This is a genomic window from Flavobacterium sp. MEB061 (assembly GCF_000834715.1).
Lineage (GTDB): Bacteria > Bacteroidota > Bacteroidia > Flavobacteriales > Flavobacteriaceae > Flavobacterium > Flavobacterium pectinovorum.
Map to the genome: position 1 here is coordinate 150,230 of NZ_JXQR01000059.1, position 21,025 is coordinate 171,254.

Annotated in this window: 12 protein-coding genes; 6 read left to right on the top strand and 6 right to left on the bottom strand. The window is 33.4% G+C overall.

Annotation, left to right across the window (positions count from 1 at the left end; all coding sequences use genetic code 11):
• Positions 1-915, bottom strand: a complete 915-nt coding sequence (locus tag RT99_RS20665) for a dihydrodipicolinate synthase family protein (RefSeq protein ID WP_042566638.1) — start codon at positions 913-915, stop codon at positions 1-3.
• A 137-nt stretch (positions 916-1,052) separates the two neighbouring features.
• Here RT99_RS20665 and RT99_RS20670 point away from each other — a divergent pair, with 137 nt between their 5' ends.
• Positions 1,053-1,895 (top strand): AraC family transcriptional regulator, encoded by an 843-nt coding sequence (locus RT99_RS20670; protein ID WP_042566639.1) that lies wholly within the window; start codon positions 1,053-1,055, stop codon positions 1,893-1,895.
• A 260-nt stretch (positions 1,896-2,155) separates the two neighbouring features.
• On the opposite strand, the gene RT99_RS20675 is transcribed toward RT99_RS20670, so the two are convergent.
• Both RT99_RS20675 and RT99_RS20680 read right to left on the bottom strand, forming a co-directional pair.
• Positions 2,156-3,757, bottom strand: a complete 1,602-nt coding sequence (locus tag RT99_RS20675) for a RagB/SusD family nutrient uptake outer membrane protein (RefSeq protein ID WP_052483744.1) — start codon at positions 3,755-3,757, stop codon at positions 2,156-2,158.
• An 11-nt stretch (positions 3,758-3,768) separates the two neighbouring features.
• On the bottom strand, positions 3,769-6,756 hold the full coding sequence (locus RT99_RS20680) for a SusC/RagA family TonB-linked outer membrane protein (RefSeq protein WP_042566641.1): 2,988 nt from the start codon (positions 6,754-6,756) through the stop codon (positions 3,769-3,771).
• Positions 6,757-7,121: 365 nt separating this feature from the next.
• On the opposite strand from RT99_RS20680, the gene RT99_RS20685 reads away from it, so the two are divergent.
• Together RT99_RS20685 and RT99_RS20690 are read left to right on the top strand one after the other, a co-directional pair.
• Positions 7,122-9,566, top strand: a complete 2,445-nt coding sequence (locus tag RT99_RS20685; protein ID WP_042566642.1) for a TonB-dependent receptor — start codon at positions 7,122-7,124, stop codon at positions 9,564-9,566.
• Between the two features lie 41 nt (positions 9,567-9,607).
• Entirely contained in the window at positions 9,608-10,717 is a 1,110-nt protein-coding gene (locus RT99_RS20690; RefSeq protein WP_042566643.1) for a PepSY domain-containing protein, read from the top strand.
• 90 nt (positions 10,718-10,807) lie between these two features.
• Here RT99_RS20690 and RT99_RS20695 read toward each other — a convergent pair whose 3' ends face one another.
• The 3 genes from RT99_RS20695 to RT99_RS20705 form a co-directional block, all read right to left on the bottom strand.
• Positions 10,808-11,407 carry a DUF6624 domain-containing protein gene (locus tag RT99_RS20695; RefSeq protein ID WP_042566736.1) on the bottom strand — a complete coding sequence of 200 codons (600 nt, stop codon included), beginning with the start codon at positions 11,405-11,407 and terminating at the stop codon, positions 10,808-10,810.
• A gap of 96 nt (positions 11,408-11,503) precedes the next feature.
• Positions 11,504-11,998, bottom strand: a complete 495-nt coding sequence (locus RT99_RS24830; RefSeq protein WP_052483745.1) for a hypothetical protein — start codon at positions 11,996-11,998, stop codon at positions 11,504-11,506.
• Between the two features lie 248 nt (positions 11,999-12,246).
• Complete coding sequence (locus RT99_RS20705; protein ID WP_042566644.1) at positions 12,247-13,275, bottom strand: rod shape-determining protein; 1,029 nt, start codon at positions 13,273-13,275, stop codon at positions 12,247-12,249.
• 223 nt (positions 13,276-13,498) lie between these two features.
• On the opposite strand from RT99_RS20705, the gene RT99_RS20710 reads away from it, so the two are divergent.
• From RT99_RS20710 to RT99_RS20720, 3 genes are all read left to right on the top strand, one after another.
• Positions 13,499-13,768, top strand: a complete 270-nt coding sequence (locus tag RT99_RS20710) for a hypothetical protein (protein ID WP_042566645.1) — start codon at positions 13,499-13,501, stop codon at positions 13,766-13,768.
• Positions 13,769-14,132: 364 nt separating this feature from the next.
• Entirely contained in the window at positions 14,133-16,433 is a 2,301-nt protein-coding gene (gene bglX / locus RT99_RS20715; protein WP_042566646.1) for a beta-glucosidase BglX, read from the top strand.
• 245 nt (positions 16,434-16,678) lie between these two features.
• A complete protein-coding gene (locus RT99_RS20720) occupies positions 16,679-20,839 on the top strand; it encodes a two-component regulator propeller domain-containing protein (RefSeq protein ID WP_042566647.1) in 4,161 nt (1,386 codons plus the stop codon).
• Positions 20,840-21,025: the final 186 nt, after the last annotated feature.

Below are 21,025 nucleotides of genomic sequence, written 5' to 3' on the forward strand. Positions count from 1 at the left end.
TTAAATGTTTTTGTAGGCTGGCAAAACCGGTCTGTTTTTCATGGCAACATCAATGATCGCTAATACACGTTCTCTTTCTGCTCCTTGTAACGGCAATCTTGGTGCTCTTACGTTTTCGGTTCCCAGTCCTGTGGCTACTTCTGCCAGTTTGATATTTTGTACCAATTGCGGCGAGATATCCAGTTCAAGCAATGGCATAAACCATCTGTAAATAGCTAAAGCTTCTTCTACTTTTCCGGCTTTTACCAATTTATAAATGGCAACAGTTTCTGCCGGATATGCCACTACTAAACCGGCAACCCATCCATCGGCTCCAGCCACTAAACTCTCAAGTGCCAAAGTATCTACACCGCAAAGTACTTTTAAGCGATTTCCAAAACGGTTTCTAATTCTCGTTACATTACTAATATCACGAGTAGACTCTTTTACCGCCTGGATATTATCTAATTTTAAAAGTTCTTCAAACATATCCAGTGTTACCTCAATTTTATAATCGACAGGATTATTGTAAATCATGATAGGCAATGAAGTACTTTTTGCAATTTCTTTAAAATAAACTACCGTTTCGTAATCTGTTGCTTTATATCGCATTGGAGGAAGTAACATTAAACCGTTTACCCCAAGTTCTTCTGCACGTTTTGCCAAAGTTATTGCCTCACTTGTAGTTTGTTCGGCAATGTTTACGATAACCGGAATTTTTCCGTCGGCGAATTTTAAAGTAGCCGTTATTAAAACCTCTTTTTCTTCCTTGGTCAATGTACTGGCTTCTCCAAGAGTTCCTCCTAGTATAATTCCATTAACTCCGGCATCAATTTGTGCTTTAATATTCTTTTCGAACATTACCAGGTCTAACTCTCCTTGTGCTGTAAACTTTGTCGTTACAGCTGGCATTACGCCTTCCCATTTTATTTTCATATTCTTAATTTTTATCAAAAATAAAGCTTAAACAAAATAGCTCCTTTGTCATTATTAGCCTTTATCAATACTATATTACCATATCTGTTGGATAATCTGTTTTTTTTGTTAATATTTACATATCTAAAAACATTACGTTGAAAATCTTACCTTTTAAAATACCTAAAACCGAACGGGAAGCGCTGATATATCAGGAAGATATTGAACGTGTTTTCTATGACCAGCTGCATCAGCATGAAGAAATTCAGATCAGTTACATTATGAAAGGTTCCGGTTCACTAATTGTTGCAGATTCTATTAACGATTATAAAGAAGAGGATATTTTGGTTATTGGCGAGAATGTACCGCATGTTTTTAGAAGTAATGTTAAAGCCAGTCCGGAGTCTGTAATGCTGACTTTATTTTTTACCAAAACTTCCTTTGGAAAAGATTTTTTCAGCCTGAATGATATGAGTGGTCTCGACGATTTTTTTAAGGAATCTGAATATGGGATGAAAATCTTATCGAACCAAAAGAAAATAATTCATCATTTTACCAAACTTAAAAAGCAAAATAAAATACAGCGAATTGCTTCTTTTCTTAAAATTATAAACATCATTATTGGTTCAGAAAAAACACCGCTTTCCTCTTTTGTTTACAAGAAAAAATATACCGATGATGAAGGGAGAAGAATGAGCGCCGTTTTTGAATATGCTATTGAATTTTACCATCAAAATATTACTCTTGATGAAGTGGCAGAAAAAGCCAATATGAGTAAAAATGCTTTTTGCCGTTATTTTAAAAAGCGCACCAATAAAACTTTTTTTCAGTTTTTGATTGAAATCAGAATTGAAAACGCCTGTAAATTACTGCATCATAAAAAAGACCTTTCGATCGCCTCGATATCTGAGCTTTGCGGTTTTCAGGATATTGCCAATTTCAACAGAAAATTTAAGGAACTAAAAGGAATTTCACCTTCGCATTATCGTGCACATTTTTGATTGTTATTTTTGCAATTTATTTAATGCTGAAAGAAAATGTTATCATGTAACTAAAGATATAAAATTTATCATGATTCGTTTCCCATGGTTGAAACCGTTGGCTATGTCTGCACAATTTTGCCATCCCGATTTGTATTGTTTAGAAAGGCTTAGAAATCATATCAACATCATTTAAAATGAAAAAGCCATTCCTGGGTAGGAATAGCTTTTCACACACTTATAAATTACAAGTAACCAACCTGCAAATTTTTTATATTTATCTAGTATCCCGGATTTTGCTTTAAATTGCCATTCTTAGCCATTTCTGACTGTGGTATTGGAAAAATAGCTCTAAAATCTTCACTCTCATCTCCTTTTTTCGAAAGCCATGATTTTTTTGAATATACTCCAAATCGTATTAAATCTTGTCTTCTATGTGCTTCGCCAACAAATTCCCAGGCTAATTCATCAAGGAAACCACCATACAGAATATCTGCACCACCTTCATAATTTGTAATCACTCCCGCCTCATAAGTCCCGTATTTATAAACACTGCCTCCTAAAAGTTTTTCTCCTGTTACGGTTGCTTTGGCAGGATTGGTATTTTTAAAATTTCTTTGTCTAACTTCAGTAACAATAGCAGCGGCTCCTCCGGCATCACCTTTTCTTAATAAACACTCTGCTTTGATCATCATAGCATCTGCTAATCTGTAAAAAGGAACATCATTACTTGCTTGTCCTACAACACCAGGGCCAATTTCATATTTAACCATTCTAAAACATTCATTAGGCTCAGCACCATCAACATTAGTTATATAATTAATATATTCAAATTGGGTTACTTTGTCATCCAACATTATTGGGTCTCCTTGACTGGTAAATTGTTTACCTCCTAACCAACAGTCTTTTAATCTTTGGTCATCCGGATCATACGTATCTATAAATTGTGGTATTCCGCCAGTTCCGTTCCAGGGACCTCCCGCCAAATCAAAAGTCGCCTGACTTGCAGCTGCTAATGTTCTGTATGGCCAAGATGTTCCCGGAGCCTTCACCTGATCAAAAGGGATCGATAATATTTGCTCTTTAGAAAGTTCATTTTTTATTAAGAAGTTGTCCCGATAATTAGGTGTTAATTGAAACCCTCCATTATCTATAACATCATTAACCTGAGCTAAAGCTTCATCCCATTTTGGTGTACCTAAATAAACGCCCGAATTTAAATACAATTTTGCCAAAGTCATTTTAACAGCCCACTGATTAATTTTACCATAAGTCTCAGAATTATTCTTATTGCTTAAATAAGGTAAAGCTGTTTTTAATTCGCTTTCTACAAAATCATATACTTCTTTTCCTGTATTTTGCACAGGTAAATAACCCGGAGGATTGACATATGAAGTGACAATAGGTACATTTCTAAAATTATCTAATAGTAAATAATAATAAATAGCTCTTAACGCTTTTAGTTCCTGAATGACATTTTCTTTGTTTTCAATACCTTCAATTTGCTCTATTTGGTATATCGCTCTATTGACTTTATTTACTCCGGTATACATATAATACCAATTACCCTCTGCCATTGGAAGTGCAGTTCCCCAGGTATGTTTATGCATTGTGATGTAATAATCACCCCAGCCAATACCGTTTCTTTGAGGTGTTACCATTAGATCTGATGAGTCTTCATACAAGTTATAAATAGCATCCCAATCTGCGTAAATTTGTCTGAATGAGTTGTAGGCCGGTGCAATAATACTCGATAAATCTTCTGCGGTTAATTTAGTATCCTCTGCACTTACCTGATCATAAACGGTCTCATCCAGATTTGTACATCCTGCTCCTGAAAGAAGCAAGCCGGAAATAAGAATTTTATATACTATATTTTTCATTTTGATTTAATTTAAAAAGTTACATTTAAACCTAGGGTTAAGCCTGTAGTACTTGGATATTTATCTCTATTGTCCATTCCTTGCGACAACGGATCATCTCTCTTTATCTCCGGATCCAATCCTTTATACTTTGTAATTGTTGCTAAATTATTTCCGGATACATATAATCGCATTGCATTTATAACTTTAAATGGCTTAACATCAAAATTATACGATAAGGTTACGTTATCTACTTTTACATAATCTCCTTGTTCAACATAATAACTCACATAGGTTTGATTGTAGCTTAATACTGATTTATCATACACTTTATCATATGCTGTATCTAACGTATTGTAAGCAATTGTTGGATTTTCGTAAAACATACGCTGTGTATTGAGTATTTGAAAATCGAAAGCACCTGTTAATACAACACTAAGATCAAATTTTTTATAGGTAAAAGTATTCGTCCATCCGGCATAATATTGCGGAATACCATTTCCTAAATATTGCTTATAATCATCGTTATACATTTCTGTGGTAAGTGTTTCTCTTGTGCCGTCTGGCAATTCAACAATCCATTTCCCATCTGTAGTAATATCTACCGATTTTAATCCCCAAAAATTACCTATTGGCTGTCCTACTTCTAATCGGTGTGTTTCAAACGAAATTGGGTCTCCTGTGTTTCCGGTATTCAAAAAATCTCCTTCAATTTTATATAAATCATTAGAAAGACTCGTCAGCTTATTTTGATTGTGCGAAAAGGTCATTGAAGAGTTCCAAAGAAAATTTTCTGTTTTCACAGGAATTGTATTAAGAAGAATTTCAAATCCTTTATTTTCCATTTTTCCAACATTTGCAGTAATCTCAGGGAACAAATAAGGAGGTGTTGGTACACTATAATCCCATAACATATCACTTGTTTTTTTATTATAGACATCAAAGCTTCCGCTAATTCTATTATTGAAAAAACCAAAATCAAGACCAATATTGATCTCCGTAGTTTTCTCCCAACGTAAATCAGGATTTGGGTTGCTTACCGGCTCTAAACCCTTAACCCATTTTCCATTACTAAAGAAATACCCCTCATAATCGTATAATGTCATTGACATATAAGGGTCGTTAGGTATTACTCCTGTTTCTCCATAACCTGCTCTTAATTTTAAAGTATTTACAGCCGAAATATCTTTTAAGAAAGACTCTTTATTTATGCTCCATCCTGCAGAAGCTGCTGGAAAATTACCCCATTTGTGATTATCTCCAAACTTAGAAGAACCTTCACGTCTGATACTGAACAATAAATCGTATTTATTATTATAATTATAGTTAAGCCTGCCAAAAAATCCAATTAATTTACTGTCATTTTTATAACTATCCATGAATGCGATACCATCTGACAAACCATTTCCTACTTCTAAATTATTATAAGAAAAAGCATCTGTCGGAAAATCAGAATTACGGGCCTCAAATCCCTCATTAAGGGTATATTGATAACTATAACCGCCTAATACTGTAAACTCATGCTTATCAAAAATTTTATGGTATTTAGATGTTATTTCTACATAATCATTATCTGTAGCTCCTGTACTTCTTGAGGCAACTCCATTTCTTCTGTTTATAGTATTTGAATAATGTTTTTTGCTTTCAACATATCCATTTAAACCTGTATTTTTATTTTTTGAAAGCTGTGTACTTATATCCCATCCCGGTAACAAATCCAGAGTCAGATTAGCGGTAAACCTTTGCCATGTGCTATTTCTATCCTGTGTGGTTTCATTCATAATTGCCACAGGGTTGTAATACTGAAGTTTATTTGGATCTTCATTATAAGTCCCATTTGGGTTATATACAGGTGCAGTTGGGTTTCTTATCATTGCCTGTCTGTAAGCATATGCAGCGATGGTCTCTTCAATTCCCATATCGCTTGTCCCGTTTAGCAAGCTTAAGTTAATCTTTAACTTATCATTGAACATCGTATGATTGACATCAAATGAAAATCGATACTCTTTATTAAACGTATTAACAAAAACTCCTGTTTGATTAACATAATTAAGGTTTACTACATAATTTGTTTTAGCACTTCCGCCTTTTAAAGCTAAATTATGATTTTGAGAAAATCCCGTTCCTGAGATTTGATCTAACCAATCTGTACTGGCACCGCCGTCGGTAAAAGGTAAGGTAACACCTTGTGAACGCAAACTTCTTTGTTGATTGGCATCCAAAAATTTAGCCTTATTTGCAAAATTAGATGTTGTAGCAAATGTTGAATACGTAATTGTGGGTGCTGTTTCTTTATTTACTGTCTTTGTTGTAATAAGAATTACTCCGTTAGCTCCTCTGGTTCCGTAAATTGCAGCTGCCGAAGCATCTTTCAAAACATCTATTGACGCAATTTCATTTGGAGCTACCGTATCAATACCTCCGGGTACACCATTAATTAAAACCAAAGGACCAGTTCCTCCTTTTAAGGTTGAGAATCCACGCAATGTAATATCTGGTCTGGATCCCGGATCTCCTGAACCGTTATTAATGGTTAAACCCGCAACTTTGCCTTTTATAAGATCTGAAGCATCATTAATTGCGCCTCTTGTAAAATCTTTTTCTTTTATACTGGCGATAGCACTTGTAATTCGTGATTTTTTCTGAGTTCCGTATCCTACAACAACTACCTCATTTAATTCTTCTTTACTTTCCTTAAGAACTACATTTACTTTGTTCTTATTCAAAACAGAAATTTCCTGAGTTAAAAAACCTAAATAACTGACAATTAATTTTGAATCTTTATTTTTAAGTGTAATCTCAAAATTTCCATCGAAATCACTTACAACGCCATTAGAGGTGTTTTTTTCTAAAACTGATACTCCAGGCAGAGGAAGATTATTTGCATCTGTAATTTTACCGCTGATTTTCTGTTGCGAAAATGAGCTAAAAACGACAAACAAAAATAAAATCGTATACAGCATTTTATCTCTGTAACAGGATGTTGCTGTACTTTTAAAAGCTTGTTTGGCTGGTTTCATAATTTAACAATATTGGTTAGTGTACTTTTGACACTTGTAAAATTATGTTAAATTAGAGTTAACAAAAATGTTTATATTACCACATGCTAATACTATATTATCCGTTTTTTATAGTAAATTTTACTTTATTGATAGAATAATAGATAATTTAACAAAAAAAATGCTGTTAGAGCTTTTTTAGGAGATTTTAATTTAACCCTCAAAAATTAATTTCTTAAATATTAGCTGGTTTAAAAAATTAACAAAATCACAATCAAATTATTAGAGACAATATTGGCCTCACTTAAAAACATTTATTTAAAGAATCTTATTTGTATTTAATCTAAATAAGTTTAGATTTGCAGTCTTAAAAATAAATAACCGCCATGAAGTTTACATTCTCATTAATGCTGCTTGCCGTTTTTAATATAGGCCTGGCACAAAACGCCAAAATCACCGGAAAGATTGTTTCCGAAAATAACGAAGCTGTTTCTTATGCTTCTGTCTCCATAAAAAGCCTTAAAAAAAATACTGTTTCTGATGATAAGGGAAATTTTGAAATCTCTAATCTTACCCCTGGAAACTATACTGTTTATTTCTCGGCAATGGGATTTACAGTTGAGGAAAAAAATATCGAACTACATGAAGATGAAAACTTTGATCTTTCTGTTGTTTTAAAAGAAAATATCAATACGCTTCAAACTGTAGAAATTACAGGACGTAAAGAGAAATCTTATCGAAACACAAAATCTTTTATTGGTGCCAAAACAGAAATTGCCTTAAAAGATTTACCGCAGGCCGTTTCCTATGCTACCAAAGAATTAATTGCCGATCAGGGTGCTATCCGCGTAGGCGAAGTGGTAAAAAACTTCAGCGGTGTAAGCCAGTTTACTTTTTATGATGATATTTCGATTAGAGGTTTTAGAATCAACGGAGGAAGTAATACTCAATTGCTGAATGGTATGCGTACCTCTACAGGATTCTGGAAACAGCCGCTTGCCAATTATCTGGAGCGTGTTGAAGTTTTAAAAGGACCTTCATCTGCTTTGTTTGGAAATGCTTCTCCAGGAGGAGTTATCAACAGAGTTACCAAAAAACCTTTGGATCAGGCTGCAAACAGCGTGAGTTTTTCTACAGGAAGTTTTAATACTTTACGCGCTTTAGCCGATTTTACAGGACCATTGACTGAGGATAAATCGCTTTTATACCGATTGAACTTAGGTTATGAAAATGCAAATTCTTTTAGGGATTTACAATTTGATAAAAATATTGTACTTGCTCCTTCCCTGTCTTTCCTTCCAAATGATAAAACGAGTGTCAATTTTGATTTGATTTACACTAGCTCAAAAAGTATACTGGATCGTGGACAATCGACATATGAAGATGATTTATACTCTACCAAAATTTCTAATTCATTAAACTCTACCAACGATTATTTAAATGAAGAAACTTACATTGTAACGACTTCCTTAAATCATCAATTTACAGATCGTTTGTCATTTTCAGGATCTTACATTCGTACAGGTTATACAGAAGATCTTTTAGAACATCGTGGTGCCAATAAATATGCATCTGCTGGTGACGGATCTACGATTCCGACTTCTATAGAAATGCAGGTTTTTATGCGTAAACGTAAACGTTATATCGATAATCTTTCGACGTTTTTTAAATACGAAGCCAAAACCGGAGCTTTAGACCATAACCTGATTTTGGGTTATGATTATGCACAGGAAGAAGTTCCTGCCGGAGGTTCGCAATTGCAGGCTACAGGATATAGAAATGCTGCAAATACCGGATCGATTGCAACGTATAACCCGGCTAATAAAGCTAATTATTTATTGGATTCCAAAGGTAATCCTGTGCCAAACGTGGCGCATTTTGACCTGACGAATCCGTCTGGATCACAGCAATTAAAAGACATGAGTAAGTATTTTTATGCAGCCCGTCCTTTTGATCCTACTTTTTATTCTTTATACGGAGTTTATCTTCAGGACCACATTAAGTTTGGTGCATTTCAGGCTTTAATTGGAGTGCGTTACGACGAATACAGCGATAAGGAAAACTACAAAAAAGCGAATGAAAACAAAGTAAAACAGCATTCGTTTTTACCTCGTTTTGGACTTACATATACTGTTAACCCAAACATTAACTTGTACGGAACTTACGTAAAAGGATATAACCCACAAACGGCTTCTTCTTTATCAAACCCAAATGCGGGAGGACCTTTTGATCCGTTAGAAAGTAATATGATTGAGTTTGGAGGAAAATCTTCCTGGTTTAAAGAAAAACTTTTTGTAACGGTTGCTCTTTTCAAAATTCAGCAAAAAAACACTTTATATCCGGCAAACGATACTACAAATCCTGATTTAATGCGTGCTATAGGTGAAGAAGAATCGAAAGGTATTGAAATTGATTTGAACGGAAATATTACAAGAAACTGGAGCATCTCTGCCGCTTATTCTTATAATGAAGCTGCAATTTCTGAAAGTCCGATTGAATCTGAAATTGGAAGACAAAAACCAAATACACCGCGTCAGCAAGGTAATTTATGGACCCGTTATAATTTTACAGATGGTGCTTTGAAAGATTTTGGACTTGCTTTTGGAAGTAATTTTGCAACCACACGTACACTAAGCCAAACCGACAAGCAGACACTTCCTGGCTATACTTTATTTAATGCGGCATTGTATTACAGCATTAATAAATTTAAAATTCAGGTAAATGCTAATAACATATTGAATAAAACCTACTGGGTTGGTGGCTATGACTATATTCGTTTGTTTCCTGGTGCGCCTTCAAACTGGCTTTTAACTCTTGGTTACTCGTTTTAAAAAGCTTTATTATATTTGAGAATATTTTCCGCCTCTTTTACATGAATAAAACATTTAAAAAAAATATTGGATTTTTACATTTATGGCTCGGACTTTCGTCCGGGCTTATTGTATTTATTGTAGCACTTACAGGAAGCATTTTAGTTTTTGAAGATGAAATTGATACTTTTGTCAATCCTGAATTTTATAAAGTTTCGACTCTGGGAACAAAAAAATTACCTGTCGATCTTTACGTTAATACCATTCAGAAAAAATATAATATTACTGAATTAGATCGTATTCAAACTTATCAAGATCCGGCAAGAACTGTAATTATTTCCGGAACCGATGCTGATAAAAAAGATCAGATCTTTTCTGTAGATCCTTACACAGGAAAAGTATTGGCGTCTATTCCTGAAAAAAGCAGGTTTTTTTCTGTTGTACTAGATCTGCACAGACATTTGATTTTAGGAGAAGCAGGGAAATTTATTACCGGCTGTAGTTGTCTTATTTTTGCTTTTATGCTTATTTCTGGTCTTATTTTATGGTGGCCAAAAAAAATAAAAAACCTAAAGCAAAGATTAACCGTAAAATGGAGCGCTTCTTTTAAAAGAGTGAATTGGGATTTTCATTCGAATTTTGGTTTCTACAGCTTTTTATTTCTTCTGATAATATCGCTGACCGGATTAACATGGTCTTTTAAATGGTTTGAAAGCGGTATCTATTTACTCGCAGACGGAACAACAAAAAAGCCTTCGGCCAAAGTTGAAAATCCAACGAAAATTGATCCTAAACTCGACAAAACGTATTTTTACCAAAACATATTTTCAAAAACAGACAGTATTTATAAATATAAAGGAGATGCTCAAATCAGAATCCCATCTGATACCATAAACAGTATTATGGTGATTAAGCTCAACCTTGAAAAATCGATTCCAAATATTTCAAGTATGGCTTATTTTGATAAATATACGGGAGAGCTTTTAAAAATAAAACCTTACGAATCTTTTAGCCGAGGCGATAAAGTGCGCCGTCTTATTTATCCCATTCATACAGGAAGCATCTATGGTTATCCAACAAAAATCCTGGCTTTTTTGGTCTGCCTTTTTGCTGCGACACTGCCTATCACGGGTTTAATTATATGGCTGGGAAGGAAAAAAAAGAAAAAATAATGTAGCGATATCATTGTAATTCAGAACAGGAAAGTTCAAAACCGCTCATTTCAGCAAAGAATTCAAAACGTCAATTGTTAGTGGTTGTTTTTATTTTATCCAGCCGACAGTTTTTTTCCATTCTTCAACTTCCTTCTTTCTTTTTTCAAAGTCTGGCGGTGGCGATTGATTTTCGTTTTTCACCTGTTTTCTTATAATTTCTGTTTGCTCTTCAAGAGTGTTGAGTCCGATTGCTTTTCTTCTTTCATTTACTTTGGTTACATGATCAAAAAGATTTGGACTTAAATTTCCATATTCGTCCCAATCAAATTGAGTTCCATAAAGTTGCGGCTTATCTTCAAATACTGCTATCCGGTCAGTAAGATAAGCCAAATATTTCGGGTCTGCTTTATTTTCGCTAACGGCAGTTTTCAATAGTTTTGCACACTTTTTCATAAATACTGGCTGCCCAATCGAATGTTGTATAACCAGCCAGGTCGCTTCGCTTGCTTCTTTACCAACTTTATCTATTGTTGGATAACCTATAGTATCAATTATATCGTTTAATGTTTTTGCATTTCTGTTATGCAATTCTTTCATTTCTTCATTGTACCCTTCGCTAAGTTGTCCGCTTTTCACAAGTTTATCCCTTAACTCCAAGTCTGCATTTTTCAGGTCAATTATTTTTTCAGCAATGCTTTTATAATCCATTTTGATATTATTTAATTCTGGCAATCTTCCCAAAAAACAAATTACTACCATTAAGCCAATTGCCAAAATGGTTTAGTTGCTGTTATGTATTTGGTTTTATTTTTTATCTATTGCAAAAATATGATTTGGATGAAACCAAATTATTTTGCCATAATTCAGTTGTTCATCGTCAAGAGCATCATTTCTCAGTAATCCTTTTAAGAGTCCGTTTTCTTTTTCTATAAATTCTACCCACATTCTTTCTCCAAAATTTTCTTTATCGAGAAAGACAAGTTTGACCAAATCACCGTTATTAAGATTTTCTTTTTCCTGCTTTGTTGGTATTGGATAATCGAAAATTATTTGTGTTGCAAGCTTCGAAATATCATCTAAAATAAATTTATCTTTTTTTAAAGTTGGTAATCTTAAATCATTTTTAATAATTTCATATTCAGCTTTATATTTTTCAATAATCTTTAACTCTTTTTTGGATAGTTTTACTTCTTTACCAAAATATCTGTCATCTGTTCTTTTTTGTTTTAATTGATAGTAAATTACTACTGTTAAAACAACTAAAAGCAAAATAATATTAACTAATGTTTTTGTTTCCATAGATTAATTTCTGTTTTTTATCGTGTAAAATGATGCATAACATTCTGATAATAAAGCGATTTTGGGACTAAATTAAACCCAATATTCGAATTTGCCAAATTTTATCACAAATACAAAACCAACTTTCCATTAAGCCAAATAACAGATTAGAACCACTAAAAAAGTCCTAATTTTCATTAGGACTTTTTTTATAGCTAAATTTTAATGTTAAAAATTCGGATTCTAAAAGCTATTGCAGAGCTGTGATCTTACTTTATAAGCACACTTTGGTATTTCGATATATCTTTTAAAACAATACCTGTACCTCTAACTACTGCTCTTAAAGGATCTTCTGCAATAAAAACCGGTAAATCTGTTTTCTGTGAAAGCCTTTTATCAAGACCGCGCAGCAGTGCTCCTCCTCCTGCAAGATACAATCCTGTATTATAAATATCAGCCGCAAGTTCCGGCGGCGTTATAGAAAGTGTTACCATAAGAGCATCTTCGATTCTTTGTATTGATTTATCCAAAGCTCTTGCAATTTCGCGATAACTAACCTTAACTTCCTTAGGTTTTCCGGTTAGAAGATCCCTTCCTCGAACTGTTATGTCGTCAGGAGCATCCTCAAGTTCCTCTATCGCGGCACCAACATCAATTTTTATTATCTCTGCGGTTGCATCTCCAATATATAAGTTATGGTGCGTTCTCATATAATATAAAATATCGTTGGTAAAAACATCCCCCGCAATTTTTAAGGAACTGTCACAAATTATGCCTCCCAGAGCAATAACCGCAATTTCGGTAGTTCCGCCCCCAATATCTACTATAACATTTCCCTTGGGAAGCATAACATCTAATCCAATTCCAATTGCAGCCGCCATAGGTTCGTGAATTAAAAATACTTCTTTACCATTTACACGTTCGCACGATTCCTTTACAGCTCTCATTTCTACTTCGGTTATACCGCTGGGAATGCAGACTACCATTCGCAGTGCAGGAGTAAAAAAATTTCTTTTTAATTCTGGTATATTTTTTATAAACCAGTTGATCATTTTCTCAGAGGCATCAAAATCTGCAATAACCCCGTCTTTAAGAGGCCGGATTGTCTTAATATTTTCATGCGTTTTACCCTGCATCAAACTCGCTTCTTTACCAACTGCAATAATTTTTCCGTTTCTAATATCTCTGGCTACAATCGAAGGACTGTCTACCACTATTTTTCCATTATGAATTATTAAAGTATTTGCTGTTCCTAAATCCATCGCTATTTCCACTATCATAAAATCAAATAAGCCCATATATAGTATTGTTTTATTTAAACAACGCTAATGCTAATGTTTTTATTCTATATCAATATAAAATTTAAATATATTTTGCTGTTTTTTCTACTTACTTCAACGTCCGGTAATAATTTACGTCATAATGATAATCATATAACTGTATCATTCAATTATATAAAGTGAAATGTTTTTTTAGCCATAATTTTAATTCATATAAACAGAATCACTTAAAAATAAAAATATGGAAAACTTAATCAATCAGGAGAATCTTGAAGACATCAGGGAATTAATAGAATCTAAAATTGCAGACGTTCCCGGAGAAGTGATACTTTTTGGAGCAATTGGTGCTTTACTTCTATCTTCGTACCTAAATAAAACAGGCCATAAACAGGCTGGCTCAATAGTAGGGAAATTGTCTATTCCGATAATAGGAATTGGGATTGCCAAATATAAAGATGTTATAAAATCGGAAATAGAAAATTATCAGACAACAACGCACGAAAACTTATAGGGAAATTCTAATCCACGGATTAATTTAGTTTTTCCATCATTTTTTTGTCTTATCAAGATATTACATTTGAAAAAAGCCTCCACACAGAAGTATGGAGGCTTTTATTTTGGTCTTTGGAGTTCTACAAAAATTGCATCCAATGCTTTTATCAGTTTATTGAAAATCGTATCCAAAACTTTTAATAGCAATCTCTTTGTTTATTTAAAGACATGCAAATACATCATTTGTTTTAGAAAATGCTTCAAATCTTGTACTATCGACACTACTGTAAAAGTACATTTACAATCTATATAGATCATACTAAAAAAGATAATGCATGATATATACAGATTTTAAAAAATTCGATGCTAACTAAAACACAATGATGAAAAGACCAATTAAAAAATATGCCTTTTTACTGCTAATCGTTTTTGGAAACGGATATGCACAATCAAAAAAACATCTGGATACCAATAAACCAATTGAAGAACGAGTTTCGCTTTTGATGAAAGAAATGACATTAGAAGAAAAAGTAGGGCAAATGAATCAATACAATGGTTCATGGGATGTTACTGGCCCAAAACCCGAATCAGGTTCTAATGAAGAAAAATACAATAATATAAAGAAAGGACTGGTAGGTTCTATGCTAAGTGTAAGAGGCGTTAAAGAAGTAAGAGCCGTACAAAAAATAGCTGTTGAAGAAACCCGTCTTGGTATTCCGTTACTTTTTGGTTTTGATGTTATACATGGTTATAAAACCCTCAGCCCTATTCCGTTGGCAGAAGCCGCAAGCTGGGATTTAGAAGCCATTAAAAATTCGGCGCGCATTGCTGCTATTGAAGCTTCTGCTTCCGGATTAAACTGGACTTTTGCACCTAATGTAGATATCTCGAATGATGCAAGATGGGGACGCGTAATGGAAGGTGCCGGAGAAGATCCTTATCTGGGCAGCAAAATTGCTACCGCTCGTGTTAAAGGATTTCAGGGAGAGAGCTTAAGTGCTAATACCGCTATTATTGCCTGCGCCAAACATTTTGCAGGTTACGGTTTTGTCGAAGCAGGCAGGGAATATAATAGTGTCGACATGAGTAATTCTAAGTTGTACAATAGTGTATTACCGCCTTTTAAAGCGACTGTCGATGCTGGAATTCGTACTTTCATGAATTCATTTAATACATTAAACGGAGTTCCGGCAACCGGAAATAGTTTTTTGCAAAGAGACATTTTAAAAGGAGCCTGGAAATTTGATGGTTTTGTAGTTTCTGACTGGGCTTCTATAGGCGAAATGATTACCCACGGTTACGCAGCAGATGCAGCCGATGCCGCTCAAAAAGCCGCTATTGCAGGCTCTGACATGGATATGGAATCAAATGTTTATGTAACAGAATTGGCCAAGTTGGTAAAAAAAGGATTGGTAAAAGAAAGTGTGGTCGACGATGCTGTTCGCAGAATTCTTAGAGTAAAATTTGAATTAGGCTTGTTTGATAATCCATACAAATATTGTGATGAAGCCCGTGAAAAATCAAGTATTGCAAACAAGGCCAATAATGATGCTGTCCTTGATATGGCAAAAAAATCAATTGTTTTATTGAAGAATGCTAGTACGCCGGGGAGGAATGAAAAACTGTTGCCATTAAAAAAAGAAGGAATAAAAATCGCTTTAATTGGTGCTTTGGCAAATGACAAAACCAGTCCGCTTGGAAGTTGGAGAATTGCCGCTGATGATAATACAGCAATATCGGTTCTTGAAGGAATGCAGCAATATAAAAACAACACGTTGGTTTATGAAAAAGGAACTGATGTGGCTTTAAACAAACAAGTATTTGTTGATGAAGTAAAAATTAATTCAACCGATTTTTCCGGATTTGAAGCTGCTAAAAAGGCAGCCAAACAAGCAGAAGTTGTGGTAATGGTTTTAGGAGAAATTGGTTTTCAAAGTGGTGAAGGACGCAGTAGAACAGAATTAGGTCTGCCTGGTAATCAGCAGCAATTGTTAGAAGAAGTTTACAAAGTAAATCCTAATATTATTTTGGTTTTAAATAACGGGCGTCCGCTGGCATTACCTTGGGCAGCAGAAAACATTCCTGCTATTGTTGAAGCGTGGCAGTTAGGAACCCAATCCGGAAATGCAATTGCACAGGTTTTGTACGGAGATTACAACCCAAGTGGTAAGCTGACAATGTCATTTCCAAGAAACGTTGGGCAATGTCCAATTTATTACAATTTGTACAATACAGGACGACCAACCAATAAAGATCAAAACGCTTTTTGGTCTCATTATATTGATGTCGAAAAAACACCATTATACCCATTTGGTTATGGATTAAGTTATACTTCTTTTGAATATAAAAATCTGAAATTAGCAAAAACTTCCTTCCAGAAAGGAGAAAAAATTGAAGTAAGTGTTGATGTTACCAATACCGGAAATTTTGATGGGAAAGAAGTAGTTCAATTGTATATAAATGATGTCGCCGCCAGTGTGGTTAGACCTGTGAAGGAATTAAAAGGTTTTGAACTTATTGCATTAAAAAAAGGAGAAACGAAAACCGTTCATTTTACTTTGACAGACAAGGAACTTGGATTTTATGACAACAATGGTAAATTTTTAACCGAAGCCGGTTTGTTTAATGTTATGGTCGGCTGGAATTCTAATGAAGGACTTACCGGTAAATTCGAACTTAAATAAATTACTAACGAACTTAAAAACAAAAAGATAATCTTCATTATTTAATTTATTTTTAAGCAATTTATAGCCTGAGTACGATTAATCCTTTTGAGGTTATTAATCTGCTCAGGTTTTTAGCAATATGGTAAATCTGGATAAAAAAAGTAAGGGTTCTGTTTAGTTTTATTAATATTGTTTTAGATATGATTAAATAAAATCAATTATAAATTTTATTTCTAATAGAATTGATAAATATTAAAATGTAAATGAAAAATATCAAATATATTCTTCTGTGCTTTTTTGGTCTTGTAAATTGTTTGTTTTCTCAGGATAAATTTGAAAACTACCAATTTAGAAGCATACAGGAAACTACTTCAAAAAGGGCTATTTCTTCTATCATTCAGGATCACAATGGCTTTATTTGGATAGGTACAAACGGCGCAGGCTTATATCGATATGACGGGGTAAATTATTTTGGATATAAACATGATAAAAAACCAGGTTCAGTAAACAGTAACTTTATTTACGCCACTTTTATTGATTCTAAAAATAACTTATGGATTGGTACAGATGAAGGCTTGTGTTTATACAATCGGGATCTGGATAATTTTTCTAAAGTCAATATTCAGGATGCAATTGTAAAAGGCTACGAACAGCCAATTACTATAAAAACCATTATTGAAGACAACAACGGCGACATAATTTTAGGTGCTTATGGTTTTGGATTATTTAAGCTAAATGTAAAAACCTTAAAAGCGTCTTTAGTTCACTCAAAAGTTCTCGAAAAACCAAACTTTTTAATCAAATGTTCGGTAAAAAATAAACAGGGAATTATTTATTTAGGAACTAGTTACGGACTTTTAGAGATCGATCTAAACGGAAAAGTAAAGCAGGTTTATAAAGACAAGTTTAAAAGAGAGCCTTTATTAGATGATATAGAAAGTGTTGTTATAGACAAATTTGGATATTTATGGCTGGGAACAACTGAAAATGGGCTGATAAAAATTAAACCTGAAACGGATAACTACCAATTTGAGAATTTTTTTATTACCAAAAATAAAATCTTATCTATTATACAAAGCAGTCAGGATTATATACTTTGCGGTACCGAAAATGATGGTTTATTAGTTGTAAATTTTAAAGGAGAAGTACTGCAAAAATACCTGCACAGCAAATACAATAATTTTAGTTTAAAGTCGAATTCCGTGTGGTCATTATACGAAGACAAGGAAAAAAGACTTTGGTTGGGTTATTTCAATAAAGGGCTTGGCGTATTTGATAAGCCTAATAATAAATTTAATTCGCTTGAGTCGCTTGTTAACAATGATAATTCACTGCAGACTAGTTATGTAACTTCAGTTATAAAAGATAAAAAGGGCAATCTGATCATAAGTAACGAAGGCGGCGGACTTGATATTTATAATCTTTCGGCTAAAACTTATATCCATGTTAACAAAAACAATCAAAGCTACTATTCCGGTCTGGATGCTGTTGATATTCAGACTATCTTCATAGATAGTAAACAAAATATCTGGGTAGGAAGCTGGGATCGCGGTATCTATTTTTTGAAAAATGGAACTACCCGATTCATAAACTACAATACAACAAATACAGCAGGACTGAAATCGAATAGGATTTTTAGTTTTTCTGAAGATTCCGGTGGCCGAATCTGGATTGGAACTTTCATAAAAGGACTTCATTATTTTGACAATAAGAGCAACACATTCGTGCATTGTAACACTAAACCATTTGCAGACAACTCTTTAGACGAAGCCTTTATTCGCAAAGTTTTTGTTGACTCTGATAATATTTTATGGGTGGGAACAATTTTAGGGCTATATCAGGTACACTTAAATGCCGATTCCAGTTTTAGAGTAATAAATATGCGCGATGAAATGTTCAGGGATAAAACAAAATATAGCGGTATTCAGACCATTTTATCAATTTATGAGTCCAACGATAAAAAAATATGGATCGGTACAGATGGCGAAGGACTTTTTAGTTATAATAAAAAAAACAAGATATTTTCTAATTATGATGATTTTCCGGGTTTTGAAGAAAAATCAGTTCGCGCCATCATTTCTGATAACAATGGATCTTTATGGATAAGCGGTGGATCCGGGCTAACAAAACTCGATTTTAAAAACAAACAAAGCACCAATTTCAATAAAGATGATGGTCTTATTGACAACGATTTTAATAATAATGCAGTCTTTAAAGATGGAAATGGCGAACTGTATTTTGGTGGTTATGAAGGAGTAAACTATTTTAATCCCAATGAAATTAAAAAAACAGAAAAAGCGCCAAGGCTGTATTTTAGTGATTTCAAATTATTTAATAAATCTGTAAAACCAAATGAAGAAGGTTCGCCGTTAACCAAAGTAATTTCGCAGACAAAAGAAATTATTCTCAATCATGCACAATCTGTTTTTACAATCGAATATGTGGGGATAAACTATAATTATTCTAAAAAAAACCAATACGCCTATTATCTTGAAGGTTTTGAAAAAGACTGGAATTATGTAGACAATAACAGAACAGCAACCTACACCAATCTGGAGCCAGGTAATTATGTTTTTAAAGTAAAATCGGCCAATGCAGATGGTTCGTGGAGTAATGTTCAGTTAGAACTAAAAATAAAAATCCTTCCTCCGTGGTGGAAAACCATTTGGGCTTATTTAATATACGCCTCAATTTTAGTTTTCCTGATTATATATTTCAACAAGATTTATCAAAATCGTTTTAAAGCCAGACAGTCCATAATTTTAGAAAGAGAAAAAACAATTCAGTTAGAGAAATTAAACAATAAAAAATTGCAGTTTTTCACTAATATTTCGCATGAATTCAGAACACCATTAACCTTAATTATTAACCCTCTCGAAGATATTTTAAGGAGTAAAAATGTATCGAGAGAAATACATAATAAATTAAAAACGGTACATAAAAGCTCGGACAGGCTTTCGAGGCTTATTAATGAACTCATGGATTTTAATAAATTAGAGTTCAACAAAATTTTTCTTCAGGTTAAAAAAATTGAAGTGATCGCTTTTGTAAAAGAAATTATAGGCTATTTTGATGAGGAAGCAGCTGCGAGAAACATAACTATTGATTTTGAGCCATCAATTGATGAGCTTGAAGATTGGTTAGATCCTAAAATGCTGGAAAAAATAATATTCAATATCATCTCAAACGCTTTTAAATTTACTCCGGATGATGGGTTTATTACTGTTTCTATCGATAAATTAGATGAGAATAATTCCTTAATAATTAATGGAAGTAAGGTTCCCTCCTTTTCAATAACCATTACAGATACTGGTTCTGGAATTTATAAAGAGGATTTGAAAAGAATTTTTGATAGATTTTATCAGGTTAATAACCTAAATAAAGATTACTACGGAAGCACCGGAATTGGCTTAGAGGTTGTAAAAGAATTTGTTGAGCTACATAAAGGAAGAATTGATGTTGAAAGTACGCCGGGAGAAGGAACAAAATTTATGGTAATATTTCCTTTAGGCAACTCTTTTTATAAGGAAAATGAAGTAGTGAATGAAGTTTTTGAAATTGAAAAAAATAAAAATAAGTTTTTGTTTGAATCGAATAAATATCAGGAAGATGATGAAGAGATTTCTAACGAATCAATAAAAGAAATTGAAGCAGATACTACAAAAGCCTATACCGTTTTGATTGTTGAAGACAATCTTGAATTACGAAATTATCTGAAAACGGAATTGAGTAAATTATATAAAGTCATTACCGCCGAAAACGGAAAAAAAGGTTACGAACTGGCCGTTCAGAAATTGCCGGATATCATAATTACAGATGTTATTATGCCGGTAATGGACGGATTGCAGTTGTGTAAAAACATAAAAGGAGATCTGAAAACAAGTCATATTCCGTTATTAATGCTCTCTGCAAAAGCAATGGTACAGGACAGGATTGAAGGAATAGATTCTGGTGCCGATATGTATTTGAGCAAACCATTTGAATTGGATATTTTAAAATCCAGTCTGGCGCAGCTTATTACAAGCAGACAAATAATGTTTAAGAAATTTTATACCGGTATTACAAAAGATGGAAAGGAAAAAACAACTTCTTTAGACAATGATTTCATTCAAAAAATTCTTCATTTTATTAATGAAAACCTGAGCGAATCTGATTTAAGTGTGGAGCTGCTTTCTTCTAAAGTTTTCCTGAGCAGAAGTCAATTGTATCGAAAAATAAAAACGCTAACAGGTGTTTCTGTAAATGAGTTTATTAGAAATGTACGATTAGAAAAAGCAAAACAATTGCTTGAACAAGGCAATAATACTATTAACATCAATGAAATTAGTTATAAAGTAGGATTCACCTCCCCTTCTTATTTTGCCAAATGTTATAAACTTAAATACGGGCATCTGCCTACGCAGGAAACGGGATCTAAGAAATAGAGGAAAGAGGAAAGAGGAAAGAGGAAAGATGGAAGAAGAAAGAATATAGATGAAAGAATATAGAATATAGACGAGAGATAAAAAGACTTTTAAAAGCGATAATAATTTTAGAAAGCCCTGATTTAAATTAGGGCTTTTTTTGTTGGTGTGTTTCTCAAAAAGGATTTTTTTTAATTGGCGCAAACT